This is a genomic window from Amycolatopsis sp. NPDC021455, from assembly GCF_040640995.1.
Classification (GTDB): domain Bacteria; phylum Actinomycetota; class Actinomycetes; order Mycobacteriales; family Pseudonocardiaceae; genus Amycolatopsis.
Map to the genome: position 1 here is coordinate 1 of NZ_JBFACT010000009.1, position 19,417 is coordinate 19,417.

General features: G+C 71.2%; 21 protein-coding genes. 9 read left to right on the top strand and 12 right to left on the bottom strand.

Annotated features, from left to right (window positions below; genetic code table 11):
• Positions 1–266, top strand: a 266-nt coding sequence (locus AB0G28_RS14325) for a transposase family protein (protein ID WP_361088033.1), incomplete at its 5' end; no start/stop codon positions are given.
• A 188-nt stretch (positions 267–454) separates the two neighbouring features.
• On the opposite strand, the gene AB0G28_RS14330 is transcribed toward AB0G28_RS14325, so the two are convergent.
• The 3 genes from AB0G28_RS14330 to AB0G28_RS14340 all read right to left on the bottom strand — a co-directional run bounded on the left by AB0G28_RS14330 (position 455) and on the right by AB0G28_RS14340 (position 2,111).
• Positions 455–796 carry a hypothetical protein gene (locus tag AB0G28_RS14330; protein ID WP_361088036.1) on the bottom strand — a complete coding sequence of 114 codons (342 nt, stop codon included), beginning with the start codon at positions 794–796 and terminating at the stop codon, positions 455–457.
• A 4-nt stretch (positions 797–800) separates the two neighbouring features.
• On the bottom strand, positions 801–1,667 hold the full coding sequence (gene prmC / locus AB0G28_RS14335; protein ID WP_361088039.1) for a peptide chain release factor N(5)-glutamine methyltransferase: 867 nt from the start codon (positions 1,665–1,667) through the stop codon (positions 801–803).
• 96 nt (positions 1,668–1,763) lie between these two features.
• Positions 1,764–2,111, bottom strand: a complete 348-nt coding sequence (locus AB0G28_RS14340) for a MerR family transcriptional regulator (RefSeq protein ID WP_361088042.1) — start codon at positions 2,109–2,111, stop codon at positions 1,764–1,766.
• A gap of 54 nt (positions 2,112–2,165) precedes the next feature.
• On the opposite strand from AB0G28_RS14340, the gene AB0G28_RS14345 reads away from it, so the two are divergent.
• Genes AB0G28_RS14345 through AB0G28_RS14370 form a run of 6 tightly spaced genes read left to right on the top strand, consistent with a single transcriptional unit; the run spans position 2,166 to position 6,686 of the window.
• A complete protein-coding gene (locus AB0G28_RS14345) occupies positions 2,166–2,933 on the top strand; it encodes an alpha/beta hydrolase (protein WP_361088045.1) in 768 nt (255 codons plus the stop codon).
• Positions 2,933–3,592, top strand: a complete 660-nt coding sequence (locus AB0G28_RS14350) for an LLM class flavin-dependent oxidoreductase (protein ID WP_361088048.1) — start codon at positions 2,933–2,935, stop codon at positions 3,590–3,592. The genes AB0G28_RS14345 and AB0G28_RS14350 overlap by 1 nt, the downstream gene beginning before the upstream one ends.
• An 8-nt stretch (positions 3,593–3,600) precedes the next feature.
• Positions 3,601–3,753 carry a hypothetical protein gene (locus AB0G28_RS14355; protein WP_361088051.1) on the top strand — a complete coding sequence of 51 codons (153 nt, stop codon included), beginning with the start codon at positions 3,601–3,603 and terminating at the stop codon, positions 3,751–3,753.
• 30 nt (positions 3,754–3,783) lie between these two features.
• Positions 3,784–4,776 carry a glycosyltransferase gene (locus AB0G28_RS14360; protein ID WP_361088054.1) on the top strand — a complete coding sequence of 331 codons (993 nt, stop codon included), beginning with the start codon at positions 3,784–3,786 and terminating at the stop codon, positions 4,774–4,776.
• Complete coding sequence (locus AB0G28_RS14365) at positions 4,773–5,204, top strand: GtrA family protein (protein WP_361088057.1); 432 nt, start codon at positions 4,773–4,775, stop codon at positions 5,202–5,204. Before AB0G28_RS14360 ends, AB0G28_RS14365 begins: the two co-directional genes overlap by 4 nt.
• An 18-nt stretch (positions 5,205–5,222) precedes the next feature.
• Positions 5,223–6,686, top strand: a complete 1,464-nt coding sequence (locus AB0G28_RS14370) for a hypothetical protein (RefSeq protein WP_361088060.1) — start codon at positions 5,223–5,225, stop codon at positions 6,684–6,686.
• 48 nt (positions 6,687–6,734) lie between these two features.
• On the opposite strand, the gene AB0G28_RS14375 is transcribed toward AB0G28_RS14370, so the two are convergent.
• A complete protein-coding gene (locus AB0G28_RS14375; RefSeq protein ID WP_361088063.1) occupies positions 6,735–7,865 on the bottom strand; it encodes a serine hydrolase domain-containing protein in 1,131 nt (376 codons plus the stop codon).
• 96 nt (positions 7,866–7,961) lie between these two features.
• On the opposite strand from AB0G28_RS14375, the gene AB0G28_RS14380 reads away from it, so the two are divergent.
• Together AB0G28_RS14380 and AB0G28_RS14385 are read left to right on the top strand one after the other, a co-directional pair.
• Positions 7,962–8,615 carry a TetR/AcrR family transcriptional regulator gene (locus AB0G28_RS14380; protein WP_361088066.1) on the top strand — a complete coding sequence of 218 codons (654 nt, stop codon included), beginning with the start codon at positions 7,962–7,964 and terminating at the stop codon, positions 8,613–8,615.
• A 32-nt stretch (positions 8,616–8,647) separates the two neighbouring features.
• Positions 8,648–9,034, top strand: a complete 387-nt coding sequence (locus tag AB0G28_RS14385) for a VOC family protein (protein ID WP_361088069.1) — start codon at positions 8,648–8,650, stop codon at positions 9,032–9,034.
• Here AB0G28_RS14385 and prfA read toward each other — a convergent pair.
• The 8 genes from prfA to argS form a co-directional block, all read right to left on the bottom strand.
• A complete protein-coding gene (prfA, locus tag AB0G28_RS14390) occupies positions 9,022–10,092 on the bottom strand; it encodes a peptide chain release factor 1 (protein ID WP_361088072.1) in 1,071 nt (356 codons plus the stop codon). The genes AB0G28_RS14385 and prfA overlap by 13 nt on opposite strands.
• 80 nt (positions 10,093–10,172) lie before the next feature.
• Positions 10,173–10,400 (bottom strand): 50S ribosomal protein L31, encoded by a 228-nt coding sequence (gene rpmE, locus AB0G28_RS14395; protein WP_003102730.1) that lies wholly within the window; start codon positions 10,398–10,400, stop codon positions 10,173–10,175.
• 202 nt (positions 10,401–10,602) lie between these two features.
• Complete coding sequence (gene rho, locus AB0G28_RS14400; RefSeq protein ID WP_361088077.1) at positions 10,603–12,576, bottom strand: transcription termination factor Rho; 1,974 nt, start codon at positions 12,574–12,576, stop codon at positions 10,603–10,605.
• Positions 12,577–12,986: 410 nt separating this feature from the next.
• The gene (gene thrB / locus AB0G28_RS14405; protein ID WP_361088557.1) at positions 12,987–13,868 is read right to left on the bottom strand and encodes a homoserine kinase; all 882 of its coding nucleotides are present in this window, start codon (positions 13,866–13,868) and stop codon (positions 12,987–12,989) included.
• A gap of 2 nt (positions 13,869–13,870) precedes the next feature.
• On the bottom strand, positions 13,871–14,932 hold the full coding sequence (thrC, locus tag AB0G28_RS14410) for a threonine synthase (RefSeq protein ID WP_361088079.1): 1,062 nt from the start codon (positions 14,930–14,932) through the stop codon (positions 13,871–13,873).
• Positions 14,929–16,239, bottom strand: a complete 1,311-nt coding sequence (locus tag AB0G28_RS14415) for a homoserine dehydrogenase (protein WP_361088082.1) — start codon at positions 16,237–16,239, stop codon at positions 14,929–14,931. Before AB0G28_RS14415 ends, thrC begins: the two co-directional genes overlap by 4 nt.
• A 5-nt stretch (positions 16,240–16,244) precedes the next feature.
• A complete protein-coding gene (gene lysA / locus AB0G28_RS14420) occupies positions 16,245–17,675 on the bottom strand; it encodes a diaminopimelate decarboxylase (protein WP_361088085.1) in 1,431 nt (476 codons plus the stop codon).
• 5 nt (positions 17,676–17,680) lie between these two features.
• Entirely contained in the window at positions 17,681–19,336 is a 1,656-nt protein-coding gene (gene argS / locus AB0G28_RS14425) for an arginine--tRNA ligase (RefSeq protein WP_361088088.1), read from the bottom strand.
• Positions 19,337–19,417 lie beyond the last annotated feature (81 nt).

The window sequence follows — 19,417 nt, forward strand, 5'->3', positions numbered from 1 at the left end:
GCGGCGGGGCGTGTGAGCAGGTCGTGCTCACCCCCTACAAAGCCGAAACCAACCGGCCGCTCACCGCCGGGCAGAAGACCGCGAACGCGGTGTTCTCCGGGCTGCGCTGCGCGGTTGAGGGCGGCTTCGCCGCCCTCAAAACCTGGCGCATCCTCGACAAACTCCGCCTCCACCCCCGCCACGCCACCACCCTCACCCGCGCCCTGCTCGTGCTCACCCAGCACGAACAAGACACCCGCGACACGGCCCGGCCAGCCGCAGCCTGACCATTACCACACCCCGTCAACCCACCCCCACCAGCACAAACCAAGATGAAAAATCCCCATTGGGGCCGCTTGACCCGCGCTGTGGACAACTCCGGCCGGCCGCGGGCGGAGAGCCCGGAACTGTCGGTGCGTGCCGGTAGCGTGGAAAGCGGGGGGCGCCCCCAAGCGGCTCGGGCAGTTCGAGCAACTCAGCCGACGTCCGGCGCGGCTTCCGCCCGCTCGACCATCGCGACCAGCTCGGCGATCCACCCCAGCACCACCTCGCTGCCCGGGAACCGCGCCTCGGCCGCCGCCGTCAGCGACTCGCGGATCACCCGCGTGATCTCCGCCGCCTGGGCCGCGGTGAACATCCCCAGGGAGATGAACGAGTAGTCGGCCGCCACGAACTCCCGCAGCTCGGCGGCCAGCCCGGCGTCTTCGACCCGGTCGGCGACGGCTCCCACCACCCACTGCACCGCCGCTCCGCTCGGCATCCACGCCAAGCCGAGCGGAACCTTCCCGGGCGGGTCCAGGACGAAATCCCCCGACACCGCGTCAGCCCAGCCGCCGCGCCGTCACGAACCGGGCCCGGCCGGTCAGGTCCGCGTGGTCCTCGACCCCCGTCAGCACCCGCCGGGCCCGGACCAGGGCCGGGACCGCCGAGCCGTGCGTGTCGTCGTGCTCGATCGCCAGCCCGCCGCCTGGGCGCAGCAACCGCGCGCCCGCCGCGATCGCGTGACGGATCACCGCCAAGCCGCTCTCCTCGGCGAACACCGCGCGCGGCGGGTCGTGCTCCGCCACCTCCGGCGGCACCGGCGTGCCCTCCGGGACGTACGGCGGGTTGCACAGCACCAGGTCGACCAGGCCGTCGAGCTCGGCGAACATCGTCGGGTCGCCGATGTCGCCCGAGTACAACCTGATCGGGGTGTTGCCCGCGTCCGCGTGGACGTCGGCGTTGTGGCGGGCCCAGGCCAGTGCCTGCGGGTCGACGTCCACCGCGTAGACGACCGCGTCCGGCCGCGCGTGCGCGACCGCCAGTGCCAGCGCGCCGGATCCGGTGCACAGGTCCACCACCACCGGGAACTCCCGGCTCTGCAGGAACTTGACGCCCCACTCGAGCAGCAGCTCGGTCTCCGGGCGCGGGACGAACACGCCGGCGCCGACCGCGACGGTGATGTCCCCGAGCGCGGCCCAGCCGGTCAGGTACTGCAGGGGGATCCGCTTCGCGCGTTGCTGGACGAGCTGCCCGATGGCCTCGACGACCGGCGGATCGACCAGCGGCACCATCGGCAGCCGCCCGCGCTCGACCCCGAGCACGTGCGCGGCGATCACCTCGGCGTCGAACCGCGGCGAGGCGACGCCCGCGCGCTCGAGGATCCGGGTGGCCTCGATGATGGCCAGGCGCAGCGGCTGCCGATTCACTCGTCGTCCTTCACCTCGTCAAGCCTGGCACACCAGGCGGAACTCCCCCGTGAGGACACGCGCCGGTCCTACGCCGTCCAGCGTATCGAGGCGCCCTCAGCGCCCAGGCGACAAGTACCCGGCCAGCGCGCTCCGGCGCCGCTGCAGCGTCCCGATCCGGTCGTCCATCGCGGTCAGCTCGCGGCGCAGCAGCCGGGACAGCTCCGGGCACAGGTCCAGGTGGGCTTCCTCGCCGCTCGCGCACTGCAGCACCGAAGCGATGACCTCGGTGTTCAGCCCGGCCCCGAGCAGCCGCCGGATCTGCCGGACGCGGACGACGGCGTCGTCGGCGTAGGTGCGGTACCCGTTGTGGTCGCGTGACGCCGTCAGCAGGCCCTGCTCCTCGTAGTACCGCAGCAGCCGCGTGCTGACGCCGGTGCGTTCCGCGAGCTCGCCGATCCGCATGTGACCCCCGAAAGGTTGACCTTGACACCGATGTGAATGCCTAACGTCGCCGGCATGACCGAACATTTCCAGCACGTCGTCCGCGGATCCGGGCCCGGCCTCCTGCTCGCCCACGGAGGCGGCGGCAGCGTCGAAGGCAACTTCGGCCCGATCCTCGACGACCTCGCGCGCACGCACACCGTCGTCGGCCCCGACTACCCCGGCTCCGGCGCGACACCCCGCGGCGACCGCCCGCTCGACCTCGACGAAGTCGCCGACGAGCTGGTCGCGATCGCCGTCGGCGCCGGTCTGGAGCGCTTCGCGATCCTCGGTTATTCACTCGGCACGGCGGTGGCGGTGCGCGCGACCACACGGCACCCCGACCGCGTCACCGGGCTGGTCCTGACCAGCGGGTTCGCCCGGCTCGACAACCGGATCCGGCTCGCCGTCGACGTTTGGGCGGCCCTGCTGGACGGTGACCGGGAGCTGCTCGCGAAGTTCCTCACGCTGATGGCAGCAGGCGGACGGCACCTGGAATCCCTGACGCCGGAACAGCTCGACGCCGCCGTCGCCGGGCTCGCCGCGTTCATCCCCGCGGGCAGCCCGGAGCAGGTCGGTCTGGTCTCCCAGGTCGACACCCGGGCCGAACTGGCCGCGATCGCCGTTCCGGCGCTCGTCATCGCGACCACCCTCGACGGGCTCGCGTCGCCGGCGCTGTCGCGCGAACTCGCCGACGGCATCCCCGGCGCCCAGCTGGTCGAGATCGAAGCCGGCCACAACATCGGCGGGGAAGCGCCGGGCGAATGGCTCGCCGCGATCCAGAAGTTCCTCGGAGGGCTGTGATGGACCTCGAAGTCGTCCTGCCGAGCGAAGAGCCCGACCTCGACCCCGCGCGGCCCGCCGAGCTGGCCCGGCTCGCCGAGGACCTCGGCTACCACGCCGCCTGGCTGCCCGATCACCTGATCCCGCCCGGCGCGTACGGCGAGGTCTTCGGCGGCGTCTACGAGCCGCTGGTCACCCTCGCACACATTGCCGCGCTGACCACCCGGATCCGGCTCGGGACGTCGGTGCTGATCGTGCCACTGCGGGAGCCGTACGCGCTGGCCAAGCAGGTCGCGACGCTCGACCGGCTGTCGGGGCACCGGTTCACCCTCGGCATCGGCAGCGGCTGGAACGCGCCGGAGTTCGCCGAGGTGGGCGCCGACTTCGGCGGCCGCGGCAAGCGGACCGACGCGACGCTCGACCTGCTCGCCGAGCTGTTCCGCACCGGCCGCGGGCCGGGCGGCGGGTACTTCGAGCCGCGCCCGGCGGGCCCGGTGCCGATCACCGTCGGCGGCAACTCGGCCGTGGCGCTGCGCCGGGCCGCGCGGATCGGCGCGGGCTGGACCAGCGCCGGCCTGTCCCCCGCCGCGTTCGGCGAACGCGCTCGTGAACTGAAGACCCTGAGGAGCGGAAGTGAACCGCGGTTAACCTCCGGCGCGGACGACGTGAACGGCGGTTAACCGCCAGGATGGAGTGGGACGGCGACGATCTCGCCGCCGCCGTCGCGCAGTTCCGCGCGTATATCCTGGCGGGGGCGGACGCGGTGGCCGTCCACTTCGGCCCGGCCGGGACCTTCGAGCGGCGGATGACCACCTTCGCCGAGGCCGTGGCCGGAACCTAGGATGTAGACGCCGACCCCACGGGAGCGCCAGTGCCGACCGAGCCGACCACGCGCCGCCGGGTCGCGTTCATCTTCCCGATCTACAACGAGGAAGCGAACATCGACGTGCTGCACCGCACGGTCGACGAGGTCACCGCGCCGCTGGCCGGGCGCTACCGGTTCAGCTTCCTCTACGTCGACGACGGCAGCCGGGACGGCTCCCTGGCCCGGCTCACCGAGCTGGCCGAGCGGGACGCGCGGGTCACGGTCATCGAGTTCTCCCGCAACTTCGGGCACCAGATGGCCGTGACCGCCGGGCTCGACCTGGTCGACGCGGACGCCGTGATCATCATGGACAGCGACCTGCAGGACCCGCCCCGGGTGGCGCTCGAGCTGCTCGAGAAGTGGGAAGAGGGCTACGACGTCGTCTACGCGCAGCGCCGGTCGCGCCGGGACTCGCCGTTCAAGCGGTACACCGCGAGCGCGTTCTACTGGTTCCTGCAGAAGATGGCCGCGGTCGAAATCCCGAAGAACACCGGCGACTTCCGGCTCGTCGACCGCAAGGTCGTCGACGAGCTGCGCAAGTACCGCGAACGCGACCGGTTCCTGCGCGGCCTCGTCAGCTACGTCGGGTTCAAGCAGACGGCGGTGCTGTTCGACCGCGACAAGCGCTACGCCGGTGTCACGGGCTATCCGCTGACGAAGATGCTGCGCTTCGCCGCAGACGGCATCCTCGGATTCTCGGTGACGCCGCTGCGGATGATCACGCGGATGGGGTACCTGATCTCGCTGCTGAGCTTCGTCGGCGTGCTCTACGTCGTCGGGGTGAAGCTGTTCGCCCCGGAGACCGCGGTGCCCGGCTGGGCGTTCATCACCATCGCGATGTTCTTCCTCGGCGGCATCCAGATCATCATGCTCGGCGTGCTCGGCAGCTACATCGGCCGCACGTACTCGCAGGTGCAGAACCGGCCGCTGTACACGGTGGCGTCGGTGCGCACGGGGGTTCCCGAGTCCGCCGAAGAGAGCCGGAGCGCCGCCCGATGAGGCTCGTCACGGCCACGCAGGTGCGCTTCGGGATCGTCGGGATCGGCAACACGCTGGTCGACGCGCTCGGCTACGCGCTGCTGGCGACGCTTGGCCTGCCGGTGTTCGTCGCCAACCTCATCTCCACGACGGCCGGCATGCTGCTGTCGTTCGCGCTCAACCGGAACTTCACGTTCCGGGCCAAGGACGGCGACCTCCGCCGCCAGGCGCTGCTGTTCTTCGGGGTCACCGCGTTCGGGCTCTGGGTGGTGCAGTTCTTCGTGATCTGGCTGGTCAGCCACCTGTTCACGGGCGTTAACCTGCTGATCCCGAAGGGTGCCGCGATCGTCGTCGGGCTGTTCTGGAACTACCTGCTCTACCACTACGTCGTGTTCCGGCACCGCCCCGTGAGCCCGGTACCCGGTGCCGCACCCGCCGACTCAGCGTGATCTCGTACGCTCTTCCGGGTGCGATCCCGTGAACTGCGCTTCGGCCTGGGCGTCTTCGTCCTGTCCCTCGGCGCTCTGCTGCTCCGGTTCCTCGTACCCAGGCCGATCGGGATGGCCGACAACGGCGACGGCTGGCGCCTGCTGTGCGACCTCGGCGGCCGGCACCCCGACATCAAGCCCGAGTTCTACGTGCACTTCAGCTACGGGCCGGGCCAGGTGTGCACCACCCAGTACATCTCGAGCCAGGCGTGGCTCGACTGGTTCGCGAGCAAGCTGGGGAAGGTGCTCGGCTCGTCGGCGGAGCTCAATCTGCTGGTGCTCGGCGCGATCACCTGCGTGCTCGTCGCGGGAGGCATCGCGGCCACCGTCCTCGGCCTGGAGCTGAGCCGCCGCAACCGCGTCATCGCCGCCGTCCTGCTGCTGCTCGTGATGGCCGACTCGGCGTTCTTCGGCTACTTCGCCTCGGTGCTCAGCGAGGGCGCCGGGTTCCTGGGGATGCTGCTGACCGCTGGTGGCCTGCTGCTGATGCACCGCACGGGCGCGTGGCGCTACTGGGGCGCGGCGCTGACCGTGGTGGGCGCGCTCATCGGCATCAACGCGAAGTCGCAGACGCTGCTGCTGATCCCGCTGTTCGTGATCGCGCTGGCGCTGGTCCGGCCGCTCGGCGCGAAGGGCCGCAAGCGGTGGCTGGTGCCGCTGGGCGTGCTGCTGGTCGTCGGCGCGGGCACGGCCGCGGTGCAGTCCCACGGCGACCCGGCCAACGCCGAGTACCGCGAAGCGAACATGTACCACGTGGTGTTCGACAGCATCGTCGACGGCAAGCACGACACGGACGCCGACCTGGCCGCGCTCGGCCTGCCGCCGACCGCGAAGAAGTTCATCGGCACGGGCTGGTGGGAAGTGAGCCCGTGGAAGGACGCGGACTACAACGGCTTCCGCGACAAGATCAGCCGCCGCAACGTGGTCAAGTACTACGCGTCCCACCCGGGCCGCACGCTGCAGATCCTCCAGCAGGGCGCGGTCGACACGCTCACGGCGCGCCCGTCGCGGCTGGGCAGCTTCGCCGACACGTCCGGGATGCCGCCGATGGCGCAGGAGTACCGGGTCCCGGTGCTGTCCGGGCTGTCCGCGCTCGCGGCCCCGCTGGGATTGTTCGTGCTGGTCCCGTTCTGGCTGCTGATCGGCTGGGCCGGGATCCGCGCGTTCCGCCGCCGCGCGCGCGAGTACGGGATCGTGGTGTTCTTCCTGCTGCTGTTCGCGGTCGGGCAGTTCGGGCTGTCCGCGCTGGGCGAGGGCGTCGAGGGCGTGAAGCACCAGCTGCTGACGCTGTTCCCGACGTTCCTGGCGGCGGTGTTCGCGGTGCTGAGCTTCTTCCCGCGGCCGGCTCCCCCGGTCACGGAGGAAGAGCCGGCCGAGGAGCCCGAGCCGGCGACCGAAGTGTTCGACGCCTTCCGCGAGCCCGAGGAGCCCGCGGTCCGCTGACACCCTGCGGCCGGCAGGAGGCATCCGCCCCCTGCCGGCCGCAGGGTGTCACCGCGGATCGGCGAGGCCGGTGGTCCGGTCGCCCATCGCCGTCCGGAAGAAGGCCGCGAGTGCCGCGTCGATGGGATGGGGCAGCAGCCTGCCCGAGGGGTCGAGCGCGTTCCACCGCTGCAGGTTCACCGCGACGGACATCCGCCGCCGGCCGTCGGCGCTGATCATGGCCATCGTTCCGCCGCCCCAGACCGTGCCGCCGTGTCCCCAGACGGCGCCTCCGCCGGGCACCGCGACCGGGTGCAGGCCGAGGCCGTAGTCGATCAGCTTGCCCTCCTGGGAGATGACCGGGACGGTGGTCTGCATCCGCGCCAGCGACGACGGGCTGACGATCTCGCCGGCCAGCAGCAGGCCGAAGAAGCGGTTCAGGTCCGCGACGGTCGAGATCAGTGCGGCCGCGGGCCCCACCCAGGACATGTCGTAGACGCTGTAGTCGCGCGGCGGGTCGATCATGCCGAACCACGCCTCGTAGAGCCGCGAATGCGGCCCCTCGATCTCCGGGCCGGCGGGCAGTTCGGTGTCCCGCAGCCCGGCGCGCTCGATGACGTTCCGGGTGATGCACTTGTCGGCCGTCGAGCCGGTCACCTTTTCCAGGAGTTCGCCGAGGAGCAGGTAGTTGGTGTTGGAGTATACCCCCGGAGTCCCGCCGGGGACGCCGGTGGCGGGGGCGACGACCCCCATCCCGATCAGCTCGACGGGATCGAACCGCGTGCACCGGTGGTCGTCCAGGCTCTGCGGGCTCGTGCCCGCCAGGTCCGGGTACGCCGCGAGCGAGGGGTAGGCGTAGGGCAGGTATTCGGCGAGCCCGCTGGTGTGGTTGATCAGCATCCGGACCGTGATCGCCTGCCCGCGTTCCCCGGGGACCAGCCGCGGCAGGTAGCGCCCGACCGGGGCGTCGAGGTCGAGCTGCCCCTCTTCGACCTGCTGCAGCACCGCGGCGGCAGTAAAGGTCTTGGTGACACTGCCGACGCGGTGCCGCATGCCGGCGGTGACCGGACGGCCGGTGGCGACGTCGGCGACCCCCGCGGCGCCGCGCCAGACCTCGTCGCCGTCCCACACCTCGGCGAACAGGCCGGGCACTCCGGCGTGGTGGACGTTTTCGAGGGCGGAATCCAGTGAGTTCTGCAAGACGTGATCCTTTCAACCCCATGTGTCCTCATTATGCACGCAGTGCGTGCAACAGCAAGTGCATAAGCTATGCTGGCGCAGGACGAGAGGAACGGGATGGCAGGCCGACGGCGCTGGACGACCGAAGAAATCCTGGACACGGCGGCGGAACTGCTGCGCACGAGCGACGCCGAGTCGTTCAGCGTGCGCAAGCTCGCCGCGGCACTGGGGACCGATTCCTCGAGCCTCTACCGGCACTTCCGCACCAAGACCGAGCTGCTGCGGGCGGTCGCCGACCGGACCCTCGCGGACGCCATGGACGGTTACCGGCCCGAGGGCGACTGGCAGGAGCGGCTGATGGCCACCGCGTTGCGCTTGCGCGCGGCTTTCGGCAGGCAGCCCCAGATCGCGGCGATCTGGGGGCGTTACGCGTCAGGCGGCACCGGATCCCGGCTCGTCATGGAAGAGGTGCTGCAGGCCCTGCGCTCGTCGGGCCTGCCCGACGAGCGGATCCCGGGGATCTACCACCGGCTCGCGATCCTGATCTCCGCGTTGATCGCCGCCGAAGCCGGGATCAGCACGGTCACTCCCGAGGAGCACGAACAGAGCATGGAGCTGTTCCGGGTGGCAGTCCTGGGCGCCGACCCTGAACGCTTCCCCGCGCTGGCCCACTTCGCCCGCGACGTCCGGCCGCTCGGGGTGGACCGCCAAGGCGCGTTCGTGGAACTCTTCGCCGCCCAGCTGACCCGGATCGAGGCCGAGATTCCCTGACAACAGTCCCGTGGCTCGGCAGACTGGGGGCCATGCGGATCATGCATCAGGTCGTCACCTTCGACGCCGCCGATCTCGCGGCCGAGAGCCGGTTCTGGGCGGGCGTGCTCGGCGGAGAGGTCGACGAGGACGGCGACTGGCACATGGTCATGGTGGACGGCGCGCCGCGGATCGGCGTCCAGCTCGCCCCGGACCACGTGCCGCCGGAGTGGCCGGACGGTCCGACGAAGCAGCAGATCCACCTCGACCTCTGGGTCGAGGACTTCGCCGAAGCGCACGAGCACGTCACGGCGCTCGGCGCGAAGGTGCTGAAGCCGGTGGAACCAGGGGGCGACTTCCAGGTCTACGCGGACCCGGCCGGGCACCCGTTCTGCCTGTGCTGGCTGGTTCCCCGGCAGCCGGGAACTCAGCCCGACTGAGCCGCCAGGCGCTCTTCGCGGTCCGCCGTCGCCAGGGCGTCCAGGACGCCGTCCAGGTCGCCGTCGAGGACCTGGTCCAGGTTGTACGCCTTGTAGTTCACCCGGTGGTCCGAGATGCGGTTCTCCGGGAAGTTGTACGTGCGCACCCGCTCCGAGCGGTCGACCGTGCGGACCTGCGAACGGCGGGCGTCGGACGCCTTGGCCGCCGCCTCCTCCTCCGCGATCGCCTGCAGCCGCGCCTGCAGCACCTGCAGGGCGCGCGCGCGGTTCTGGATCTGCGACTTCTCGTTCTGGCAGGACACCACGATGCCGGTCGGCAGGTGCGTGATCCGGACCGCCGAGTCGGTCGTGTTCACGCTCTGGCCGCCCGGGCCCGACGAGCGGAAGACGTCGATGCGCAGGTCGTTCGGGTCGATTTCGACCTCGACCTCCTCCGGCTCCGGGTAGATGAGCACGCCGGACGCGGACGTGTGGATGCGGCCCTGCGACTCGGTCGCCGGCACGCGCTGGACGCGGTGCACGCCGCCCTCGAACTTCAGGCGCGACCACACGCCGTCGACGTCGGCCGTCTTGCTCTTGATCGAGAGCGTGACGTCCTTGAAGCCGCCCAGGTCGGAGTCCACCGAGTCGAGGACCTCGGCCTTCCAGCCGTGACGCTCGGCGTAGCGCAGGTACATGCGCAGCAGGTCGCCGGCGAACAGGGCCGACTCCTCGCCGCCCTCGCCGGACTTGATCTCCATCACGACGTCGGAGCCGTCGTACGGGTCACGCGGCAGCAGCAGCTCGGTGAGCTTCGACTCCAGCTCGGGGATCTTCGCGGACAGCTCCTCCGCCTCCGCCGCGAACTCCGCGTCCTCCGAGGCCATCTCCCGCGCGGCCGCGAGGTCGTCCCGGGCCGTGTCGAGCTCCTGGACCGCGCGGACGACCGGCGTCAGCTCGGCGTAGCGGCGGCCGAGCTTGCGGGCGCGCCCCTGGTCGGCGTGCACCGCCGGATCCGCCAGCTGCTGCTCCAGCTCCGCGTGCTCGGCGAGCAGCCCCTTGAGCGAGCTCGAATCCACCTCTGCCACCTCTCAGCCCGGAAAACCAAAGACAAAAAACGACGCCCACCCGCGCAGGCGAGTGGGCGTCGTCGGAAAAGCTACTTGGCGTCGGCCTTCTTCTGGCGCTTGCCGTAGCGAGCCTCGAAGCGCGCGACCCGGCCACCGGTGTCCATGATCTTCTGCTTGCCCGTGTAGAACGGGTGGCAGTTCGAGCAGATCTCGACGTGGATGTTGCCGCTGGTCTTGGTGCTGCGCGTGGTGAAGCTGTTGCCGCAGTCGCAGTTCACGTTCGTGACCACGTACTCGGGGTGAATACCGCTCTTCATGGTGTCCTCTCTCGTTGGCTCCGGGTCCCCAGTCGTTCCCACGGGGTGAACCGGCGCCGGACTTCAGCGGGTAATTCTGCCAGACGGGCAGACGCTCACTGGAACGCACCCCGCTGACCAGGTATTCCCGACGCCGTGAAGGCCTCCTTCCCGGCCATAAGAGCCGGTAAGGAGGCCTTCACGGACCTTGCCGAGGTGACGCTCAGTCGTCTTCGCCGCCGCCGAGGGCGGTCTTCGAGACCTGCATGAGGAACTCGACGTTGGTCTTGGTCTTGCGCAGCCGCGAGATCAGCAGGTCGATGGCCTGCTGCGAGTCGAGCGCGTGCAGCACCCGGCTCAGCTTCACGGTGACCGCGAGCTCGTCCGGCGAGAGCAGCAGCTCGTCCTTGCGGGTACCGGACGGGTTGACGTCGACCGCCGGGAACACGCGGCGCTCGGCGATCTTCCGGTCCAGCTTGAGCTCGGCGTTACCGGTGCCCTTGAACTCCTCGAAGATGACCGTGTCCATCGTCGAGCCGGTCTCGACCATCGCCGTGGCGAAGATGGTCAGCGAGCCGCCGTTCTCGATGTTGCGGGCCGCACCCAGGAAGCGCTTCGGCGGGTACAGCGCCGTGGAGTCGACACCACCGGACAGGATCCGGCCGGACGCCGGGGCCGCCAGGTTGTAGGCGCGGCCGAGGCGGGTGATCGAGTCGAGCAGCACGACGACGTCGTGGCCCATCTCGACCAGGCGCTTGGCCCGCTCGATCGACAGCTCCGCAACCGAGGTGTGGTCGGACGGCGGCCGGTCGAAGGTCGAGGCGATGACCTCGCCCTTCACCGAGCGCTGCATGTCGGTGACCTCTTCCGGACGCTCGTCGACCAGGACGACCATCAGGTGGCACTCGGGGTTGTTCGTGGAGATCGCGTTCGCGATGTCCTGCATGATCGTGGTCTTACCGGCCTTCGGCGGCGACACGATCAGGGCGCGCTGCCCCTTGCCGACCGGCATGATCAGGTCGATCACGCGGGTGGTGAGCTTGTGCGACTCGGTCTCGAGGCGCAGGCGCTCGTTCGGGTACAGCGGGGTCAGCTTGGTGAAGTCGGGACGCCGCTTGGCCTCGTCCGGCTCCAGGCCGTTGATCGAGTCGACGCGCACCAGCGGGTTGAACTTCTGCCGCTGCTGCTCGCCGTCGCGCGGCTGGCGCACGACACCGGTGATGGCGTCACCGCGGCGCAGGCCGTACTTGCGGACCAGCGACAGCGAGACGTAGACGTCGTTCGGGCCGGCGAGGTAGCCGGAGGTGCGGACGAACGCGTAGTTGTCCAGCACGTCCAGGATGCCCGCGACGGGCAGCAGGACGTCGTCCTCGCGGATCTCGGTGTCCGGCGAACCGCCTTCGCCCCGGCCGCCACCGCTGCCCCGGCGACGGCGGTCGCGGAAGCGACGGCCGCGACGGCCGCCTTCCTCGTCGTCGTCCTGCTGCTGGGCCCGGTTGTCGCGGTTGTTCTCCTGACCGCCGCCGCGGTTGCCGCCGTCCTGCTGGTTGTTGCGCTGACGGTTGCCGTCCTGGCGGTTGTCACCCCGGTTGTCGCCGCGGTTGCCACCGCCCTGGCGCTGCTGGTCGCGGTTGCGGTCGCCGCCCTGCTGGCGGTCACCCTGCTGACGCTCGCCCTGCTGGCGGTCGCCCTGGCCCTGCTGGCCGTCGGGGGCCCCGGCGGCGCGGTTGGAGCCGCGGCGACGCCGGCTGCGGCCGCCCTCCTCGGGCTGGCCGTCCTGGCCCTGCTGGCCGTCCTGCTTGTCCTGCTGCGGGCGCTCGGCCTGCGGCCGGTCGTCCGACGGCGCGGAGGCGGGCGCCTCGGCCTTGGGCTCCGGCTTGGTCTCGACCGCGGCGGCGGGCGCCTCGGCCTTCGGCTCGGCCTTGGGGGCCTTCGGCGGCTCGCCGACACCCTCCAGCGGCAGCGTCTCGGCCGCCGCACGCGGCTTGCGCGACTTGCCCTGGCGCTCGCGGATCGCGGCGATCAGGTCGCCCTTGCGCATGCCCGTCGTCTCGCCGACGCCGAGCTCCCCAGCCAGCGAACGCAGTTCGGCGACGGTCTTACCGGTCAGCCCGCCGACCGTCCGCTTGGGAGCGGGGGCGGTGCCGTTCGTCTCGGCCGTGCCGCTCACGTCGCTCAAAAGATCGGTGTTGCTCACACATGTCCTTCCTGACCGATCCACGCCTCCAGGTGGATCAGCGGACTGCCGCTCGCTTCTGATCGCGAACCGGCGTAGTTGCCCCCCGATACGCGAGATGAGCTCTTCGGCCGTGCGGAACACAGCTGGAGCGCCTCCACCACAGGGGTTTGCGTCCTCCAAACGGAGGACACGGAATTCGGCACCGCCGAAACCGGAAACCCGCCCAAGTCGTTCCGCGTTACCCCGCTTGCCAGGCGGTGCGGATTCGGCGGATCGACGACGGATGCGGATCCGGGGATTCCCCGGGACCGGCATCGGGTGCGGAAACGCACGGTGATCGAACGCCCCCGAGGGTAGACCGCGGCGGTGCCGGGTGCAACAACCACCCCCCGCGTGGCGGCGTCGGCGTCGGCCACGTGACCGAGCCTTTACTGAGCCGCAACCTGCACACCCGTGAGATCCACGGGCAGCTCGAAGACGTCGAATCCCTCAACGCCGACCTCGGCCGGAAGTATTCCCGCGGTGGTCAGCGCCAGCACCGTCGGACCCGCACCGGAGATGGCGGCGGCCACGCCCTGTGCACGGAGCGTGGCGACGAGTGCCGTACTCGCCGGGTACGCGGGCGCGCGGTAGTGCTGGTGCAGCCGGTCTTCGGTGGCAGCGAGCAGAAGGTCCGGCTTCGCCGTCAGGGCGTGCAGGGCGAGCGCGGCGCGGCCGGCGTTGTGCGCGGCGTCGGCGTGCGGCACGGTCGGCGGCAGCAGGCCGCGCGTGGTCGCGGTGGCCGAACGCACCGACGGCACGGCGACGACCGGCCGGATCGACGCGTGCGGCGCGAACCGCTCGGCGTGGAACCGCCCGCCGTCGCTCCAGGCCAGGACCAGCCCGCCGAGCAGGCTCGCGGCGGCGTTGTCGGCGTGGCCTTCGAAGCCCGCGGCCAGCTGCAACGCGCCGGGCTCGTCGATCTCGCGGCCGGCCAGGGCGTACCCGGCGGCGACCCCGGAGACGACGGCGGCCGCGGACGAGCCGAGCCCGCGCGCGTGCGGGATCGCGTTGAAACAGCGCAGGTGCAGGCCCGGCGGTTCGACGCCGAGGTGCGCGCAGGTCTTGCGGATCGCCCGCACGACCAGGTGGGTTTCGTCGGTCGGGACGTCGGCGACGCCACCGGCGCCGGCGTCGATCACCTCGACCTTGAGCCCGGCGTCGGTGACCTGCACCTCGACGACGTCGTACAGGCCCAGCGCCATGCCGAAGGCGTCGAAACCCGGCCCGAGGTTCGCCGCGGATGCCGGGACGGTGATCTTGAATCCGATGCTCACCGCAGGTCCAGGGCGGCGGCGACGGCCGAGGGGTCGACGGCGAGGGGTTCGACCTCGACGTTGCCCGCCAAGGCCGTCTGCGGGTCCTTGAGGCCGTGTCCGGTGACCGTGCAGACGACCCGCGAACCGCGCGGGAGCCTGCCGTCGGCGGCCGTCGCGAGCAGGCCCGCGACGCTGGTGGCGGACGCCGGCTCGACGAACACGCCTTCGCGCGAAGCCAGCAACCGGTACGCCTCGAGGATCTTCTCGTCCGTGACGGCGTCGAAGAGCCCGCCGGACTCGTCCTTCGCCGCCACCGCGGACGTCCAGGACGCCGGGCTGCCGATCCGGATCGCCGTGGCGATCGTGTCGGGGTCGCGCACCGGCTCGCCCAGCACCAGCGGCGCCGCACCGGCCGCCTGGAAGCCGAACATCCGCGGCGTGTTCTTCACCACACCGTCGGCCGCGTACTCGGAATAGCCCGCCCAGTAGGCGGTGATGTTGCCGGCATTGCCGACCGGCAGGCAGTGGATGTCCGGCGCCGTGCCGAGCACGTCGCAGATCTCGAAGGCCGCGGTCTTCTGGCCGGCGATGCGCACCGGGTTCACCGAGTTGACCAGGGTGACCGGGTAGTCGTTCGCGGTCTTGCGGGCCAGCTCGAGGCAGTCGTCGAAGTTGCCGTCGACCTGCAGGATCCGCGCGCCGTGCAACACGGCCTGGGCGAGCTTGCCCATCGCGATCTTGCCCTGCGGCACCAGCACGGCGCAGGTGAGCCCGGCACGGGCGGCGTAGGCGGCGGCCGAGGCGGACGTGTTGCCGGTCGACGCGCAGATGACCGCCTTGAGGCCGCTGGCGAGCGCGTGCGTGATGGCCACGGTCATCCCGCGGTCCTTGAAGGAGCCGGTCGGGTTGGCGCCCTCGACCTTGAGGTACACCTCGCAGCCGGTCAGCTCGGACAGGTGGTGGGCGGGCAGCAGCGGCGTGTTGCCCTCCCCGAGCGTGACGACCCGCGCCCCGTCCGGGACCGGGACGCGGTCCCGGTACGCCTCGATGAGCCCGGGCCAGGGGTGCCTGATCACTGGTCTTCGCCTTCCACCCGCATCACGCTGACAACTTCGTGCACGACGTCGAGCCGCGCGATCTGGTCCACAGTGGACTGCAGAGCGGCGTCGGGTGCTTGGTGCGTCACCACGACGAGGCTCGCGCGGTCGCCGACGTCGCTCTGCCGGACCGCCGCGATGCTGACGCCGTGGTCGGCGAACGCCTGCGCCACCTGGGCCAGCACACCCGCGCGGTCGGCGACGGAAAGGCTTACGTGGTACCGGGTCGGCGTCTGCCCCATCGGCCGCACGGGCAGGCCCGCGTGCGCGGATTCGCGCGGGCCGCGGCCACCGGCGACCCGGTTGCGGGCCACCGCGACGAGGTCGCCGAGCACCGCGCTCGCGGTCGGCGCGCCGCCCGCGCCCTGGCCGTAGAACATCAGCTCGCCGGCCGCGTCGGCCTCGACGTAGACGGCGTTGAACGCGCCGCCGACACCCGCCAGCTGGTGGCTGCGCGGGATCATCACCGGGTGCACGCGGGCGGACACCGACTCGACGCCGTCGTCGTCGGTGACCCGCTCGCAGATCGCCAGCAGCTTCACCGTGCGGCCGAGCATCCGGGCCGCGGCGAGGTCGGCGGCGGTGACGTCGGCGATGCCTTCGCGGTGCACGTCCGACGCCGTCACCCGGGTGTGGAAGGCGAGCGAGGCGAGGATCGCGGCCTTCGACGCGGCGTCGTAGCCGTCGACGTCGGCGGTCGGGTCGGCCTCGGCGTACCCGAGCCGGCTGGCCTCGTCGAGCGTCTCGGCGTAGCCGGCGCCGCTGGAGTCCATCGCCGACAGGATGTAGTTGGTGGTGCCGTTGACGATGCCCATCACGCGGGTGATGCGGTCGCCGGCGAGGGATTCCCGCAGCGGGCGCAGCAGCGGGATGGCCCCGGCCACCGCGGCCTCGAAGTACAGGTCGGCGCCCGCGGCGTCGGCCGCCTCGAACAGGTCCGCGGAGTGCTCGGCCAGCAGCGCCTTGTTCGCCGTGACGACGGACTTCCCGGCCTTCAGCGCGGCGAGCAGCCAGCCGCGCACCGGCTCGATGCCGCCGACCAGCTCGACGACGACGTCGACGTCGTCGCTGGTCACGAGCTTCTCGGCGTCGGCGGTCAGCAGCTCCGGCGGCAGCTCGGGGTGCTTGTCCGGGCGGCGCACCGCGATGCCGGCCAGCTCGACCGGCGCGCCCGCCCGCGCGGCCAGCTCGTCGGCCTGCTCGGTGAGCAGCCGGGCGACCTCGCCGCCGACGGTCCCGCAGCCGAGCAGGGCGACCCTGATGGCACCTTCCTGTGGGGCAGCCACTGTGTTCAGACCTCCAGGCGCAGCATGTCGTCGGTCGTCTCCCGCCGCAGCAGCAGCCGCGAGCTGCCGTTGCGCACGGCGACCACGGCCGGGCGGGGCATCCGGTTGTACGTGCTCGCCATCGAATAGCAGTACGCGCCGGTCGCCGCGACCGCCAGCAGGTCGCCGGGAGCCAGCGTGTCCGGCAGCCAGCAGTCTCGTACGACGATGTCGCCGGACTCACAGTGTTTTCCCACGACCCGGGACAGTACGGCCTGCACCGGCTGTTCGTTGTCGCCCGCGGAGCGGGAAACCACCCGGACGTCGTAGACCGCGTCGTAGAGCGCGGTGCGGATGTTGTCGCTCATGCCGCCGTCGACGCTGACGTACCGCCGCGCCGACTCGTCGCCGAGCGAGACGTCCTTGATGGTGCCGACCTCGTACAGCGTGATCGTGCCGGGACCGGCGATCGCGCGGCCCGGCTCGCCGGCGATCCGCGGCACCGGCAGGCCCGCGTACGCGCACTCCTTGCGGACGATCTCGCGGATCTGCGTGATCATCTGCGCCGGCGGCGGCGGGTTGTCCTTCTCGGTGTAGGCGATGCCGAAGCCACCGCCGAGGTCGACCAGGCTCAGCTGGTCGAGCAGCTCCGGGCCGTGCTCCTTGGCCAGGTCGGCGAGCAGCCCGACGACGCGGCGGGCGGCGACCTCGAAGCCGTCGGCGTCGAAGATCTGCGAACCGATGTGGCTGTGCAGGCCGACCAGCTTGAGTGAACGGGCGTTGAGCACCCGGCGCACGGCCTCGGCGGCGTCGCCGGAAGCCAGCGAGAACCCGAACTTCTGGTCCTCGTGCGCGGTCGCGATGAACTCGTGGGTGTGCGCCTCGACGCCGACGGTCACCCGGATCAGCACCGGCTGCACGACGTCGTGGCGCGCGGCGATGTCGGCCAGGCGCGCGATCTCGAAGTAGGAGTCGAGCACCACCGTGCCGACGCCGGCGACGACCGCGGCTTCGAGCTCGGCGGGCGACTTGTTGTTGCCGTGGAAGGTGATCCGCTCGGCCGGGAAGTTCGCGCGCTGCGCCACGGCCAGCTCGCCGCCGCTGCAGACGTCCAGGCTCAGCCCCTGCTCGGCCACCCAGCGGGCGACCTCGATGGAGAGGAACGCCTTGGACGCGTAGTGCACGAGCGACGGGTCGTCGAACGCTTCGGCGTAGTCCGCGCACCGCGACTTGAAGTCGGCTTCGTCGACCACGAACAGCGGCGTGCCGTGCTTTTCGGCCAGCTCCCGGACGTCGACCCCGGCGATCCGGACGACACCGTCGCCGCCGCGGAAGGTGTTGCGCGGCCACACTTTCGCGGGCAGCTTGTCGAGCTCCTCCACCCCGGACGGCTGGAGCCCGGAGGTGTCGGCGTGGGGGTAGACGTCGGCGTGCCGTGGGCCCGCGGGGTGCGCCATTTCTCTTACATCCGTTCCGGAGCGGTGACACCGAGGAGCGCGAGGCCGTTCGCCAGCACCTGGCGAGCCGCCCCGTACAGCGCGAGCCGCGCATACGTCAGCGGCGTCGCCTCTTCGTCGCCCTGCGGCAGCACGCGGCTGGAGTTGTAGGACTTGTGGAAGGCGCCCGCGAGTTCTTCGAGGTAACGCGCGATCCGGTGCGGCTCCCGCATTTCGGCGGCGCGGCGCACGGTTTCCGGGAACTCGCCGATGGTGCGGATCAGGTCGCCCTCGGCGGTCAGGGTCAGGAGTCCGTAGTCGACGTCCGAAGTGGATTTGAGCCCGAGGTCGCCCGCGGCGCGCTCGATCGAGCGGATCCGGGAGTGGGCGTACTGGACGTAGTAGACCGGGTTGTCGTTGGAGTGCTTGCGCAGCAGGTCCAGGTCGACGTCCAAAGTGGAGTCGACGGAGTAGCGGATCAGCTCGTAGCGGGCCGGGTCGACACCGACGGCCTCGACGAGGTCCTCCATCGTGATCACGGTCCCGGCGCGCTTGGACATCCGCACCGGCTTGCCGTCGCTGACCAGGTTGACCATCTGGCCGATCAGCACCTCGACCGTCGCCGGGTCGTCGCCGAACGCGGCGGCCGCGGCCTTCAGGCGCGCGATGTAGCCGTGGTGGTCCGCGCCGAGCATGTAGATGCACAGGTCGAAGCCGCGGTTGCGCTTGTCCTTGAAGTAGGCCAGGTCACCGGCGATGTAGGCCGGGTTGCCGTCCTGCTTGATGACGACGCGGTCCTTGTCGTCGCCGTACTCCGACGACTTCAGCCACCAGGCGCCTTCGTCGAAGTAGAGGTTCCCGGAGTCCTTCAGCTGCTGGACCGCGGCGTCGACGGCACCGGACTTGTGCAGCGAGTCCTCGTGGAAGTAGACGTCGAAGTCGGTGCCGAACTCGTGCAGGCTCGACTTGATCTCGCCGAACATCAGCTCGATGCCGATCCGGCGGAACGTCTCGTGCCGCTCGGCCTCGGGCAGCGACAGCGCGCTCGGCTCGGCCTTGATGACTTCGGCGGCGATGTCGTTGATGTAGCCGCCCGCGTAGCCGTCCTCCGGCGCGGGCTCGCCCTTCGCGGCGGCGATCAGCGACCGGACGAACCGGTCGATCTGGGCGCCGGCGTCGTTGAAGTAGTACTCGCGGGTGACGTCGGCGCCCTGCGCGGCCAGCACCCGGCCCAGCGCGTCGCCGACCGCGGCCCAGCGGGTGCCGCCGAGGTGGATCGGGCCGGTCGGGTTCGCCGAGACGAACTCGAGGTTGATCCGCGTGCCGGCCAGCGCGTCGCCGCGGCCGTAGGCGGCGCCGGCGTCGAGCACCTGGCGCACGATGTCGCCCTGCGCGGCCGCGGCGAGCCGGAAGTTGAGGAAGCCGGGGCCGGCGACCTCGGCCGAGGCGACGCCGTCGTCCGCCGAGACCGCCTCGGCCAGCGCTTCGGCAAAGTCGCGGGGCTTGAGGCCGGCCTTCTTGGCCACCTGGAGGGCCAGGTTCGTCGCGTAGTCGCCGTGGTCGGGGTTGCGCGGGCGTTCGATGGTCACCTGCTCCGGCAGCACGGCGTCGTCGATGCCGCGTGCGGCGAGCACCTGCACGGCGGAGCTGCGGACCAGGTCGGCGAGAGCGGCGGGAGTCACTCGCGGAATTCTAGGTGTGCCCAGGTCGGGCGCTCGCATCGGTCTCGAAGACGTCACGACGGGTCGGTGTGTGAGGTGTTA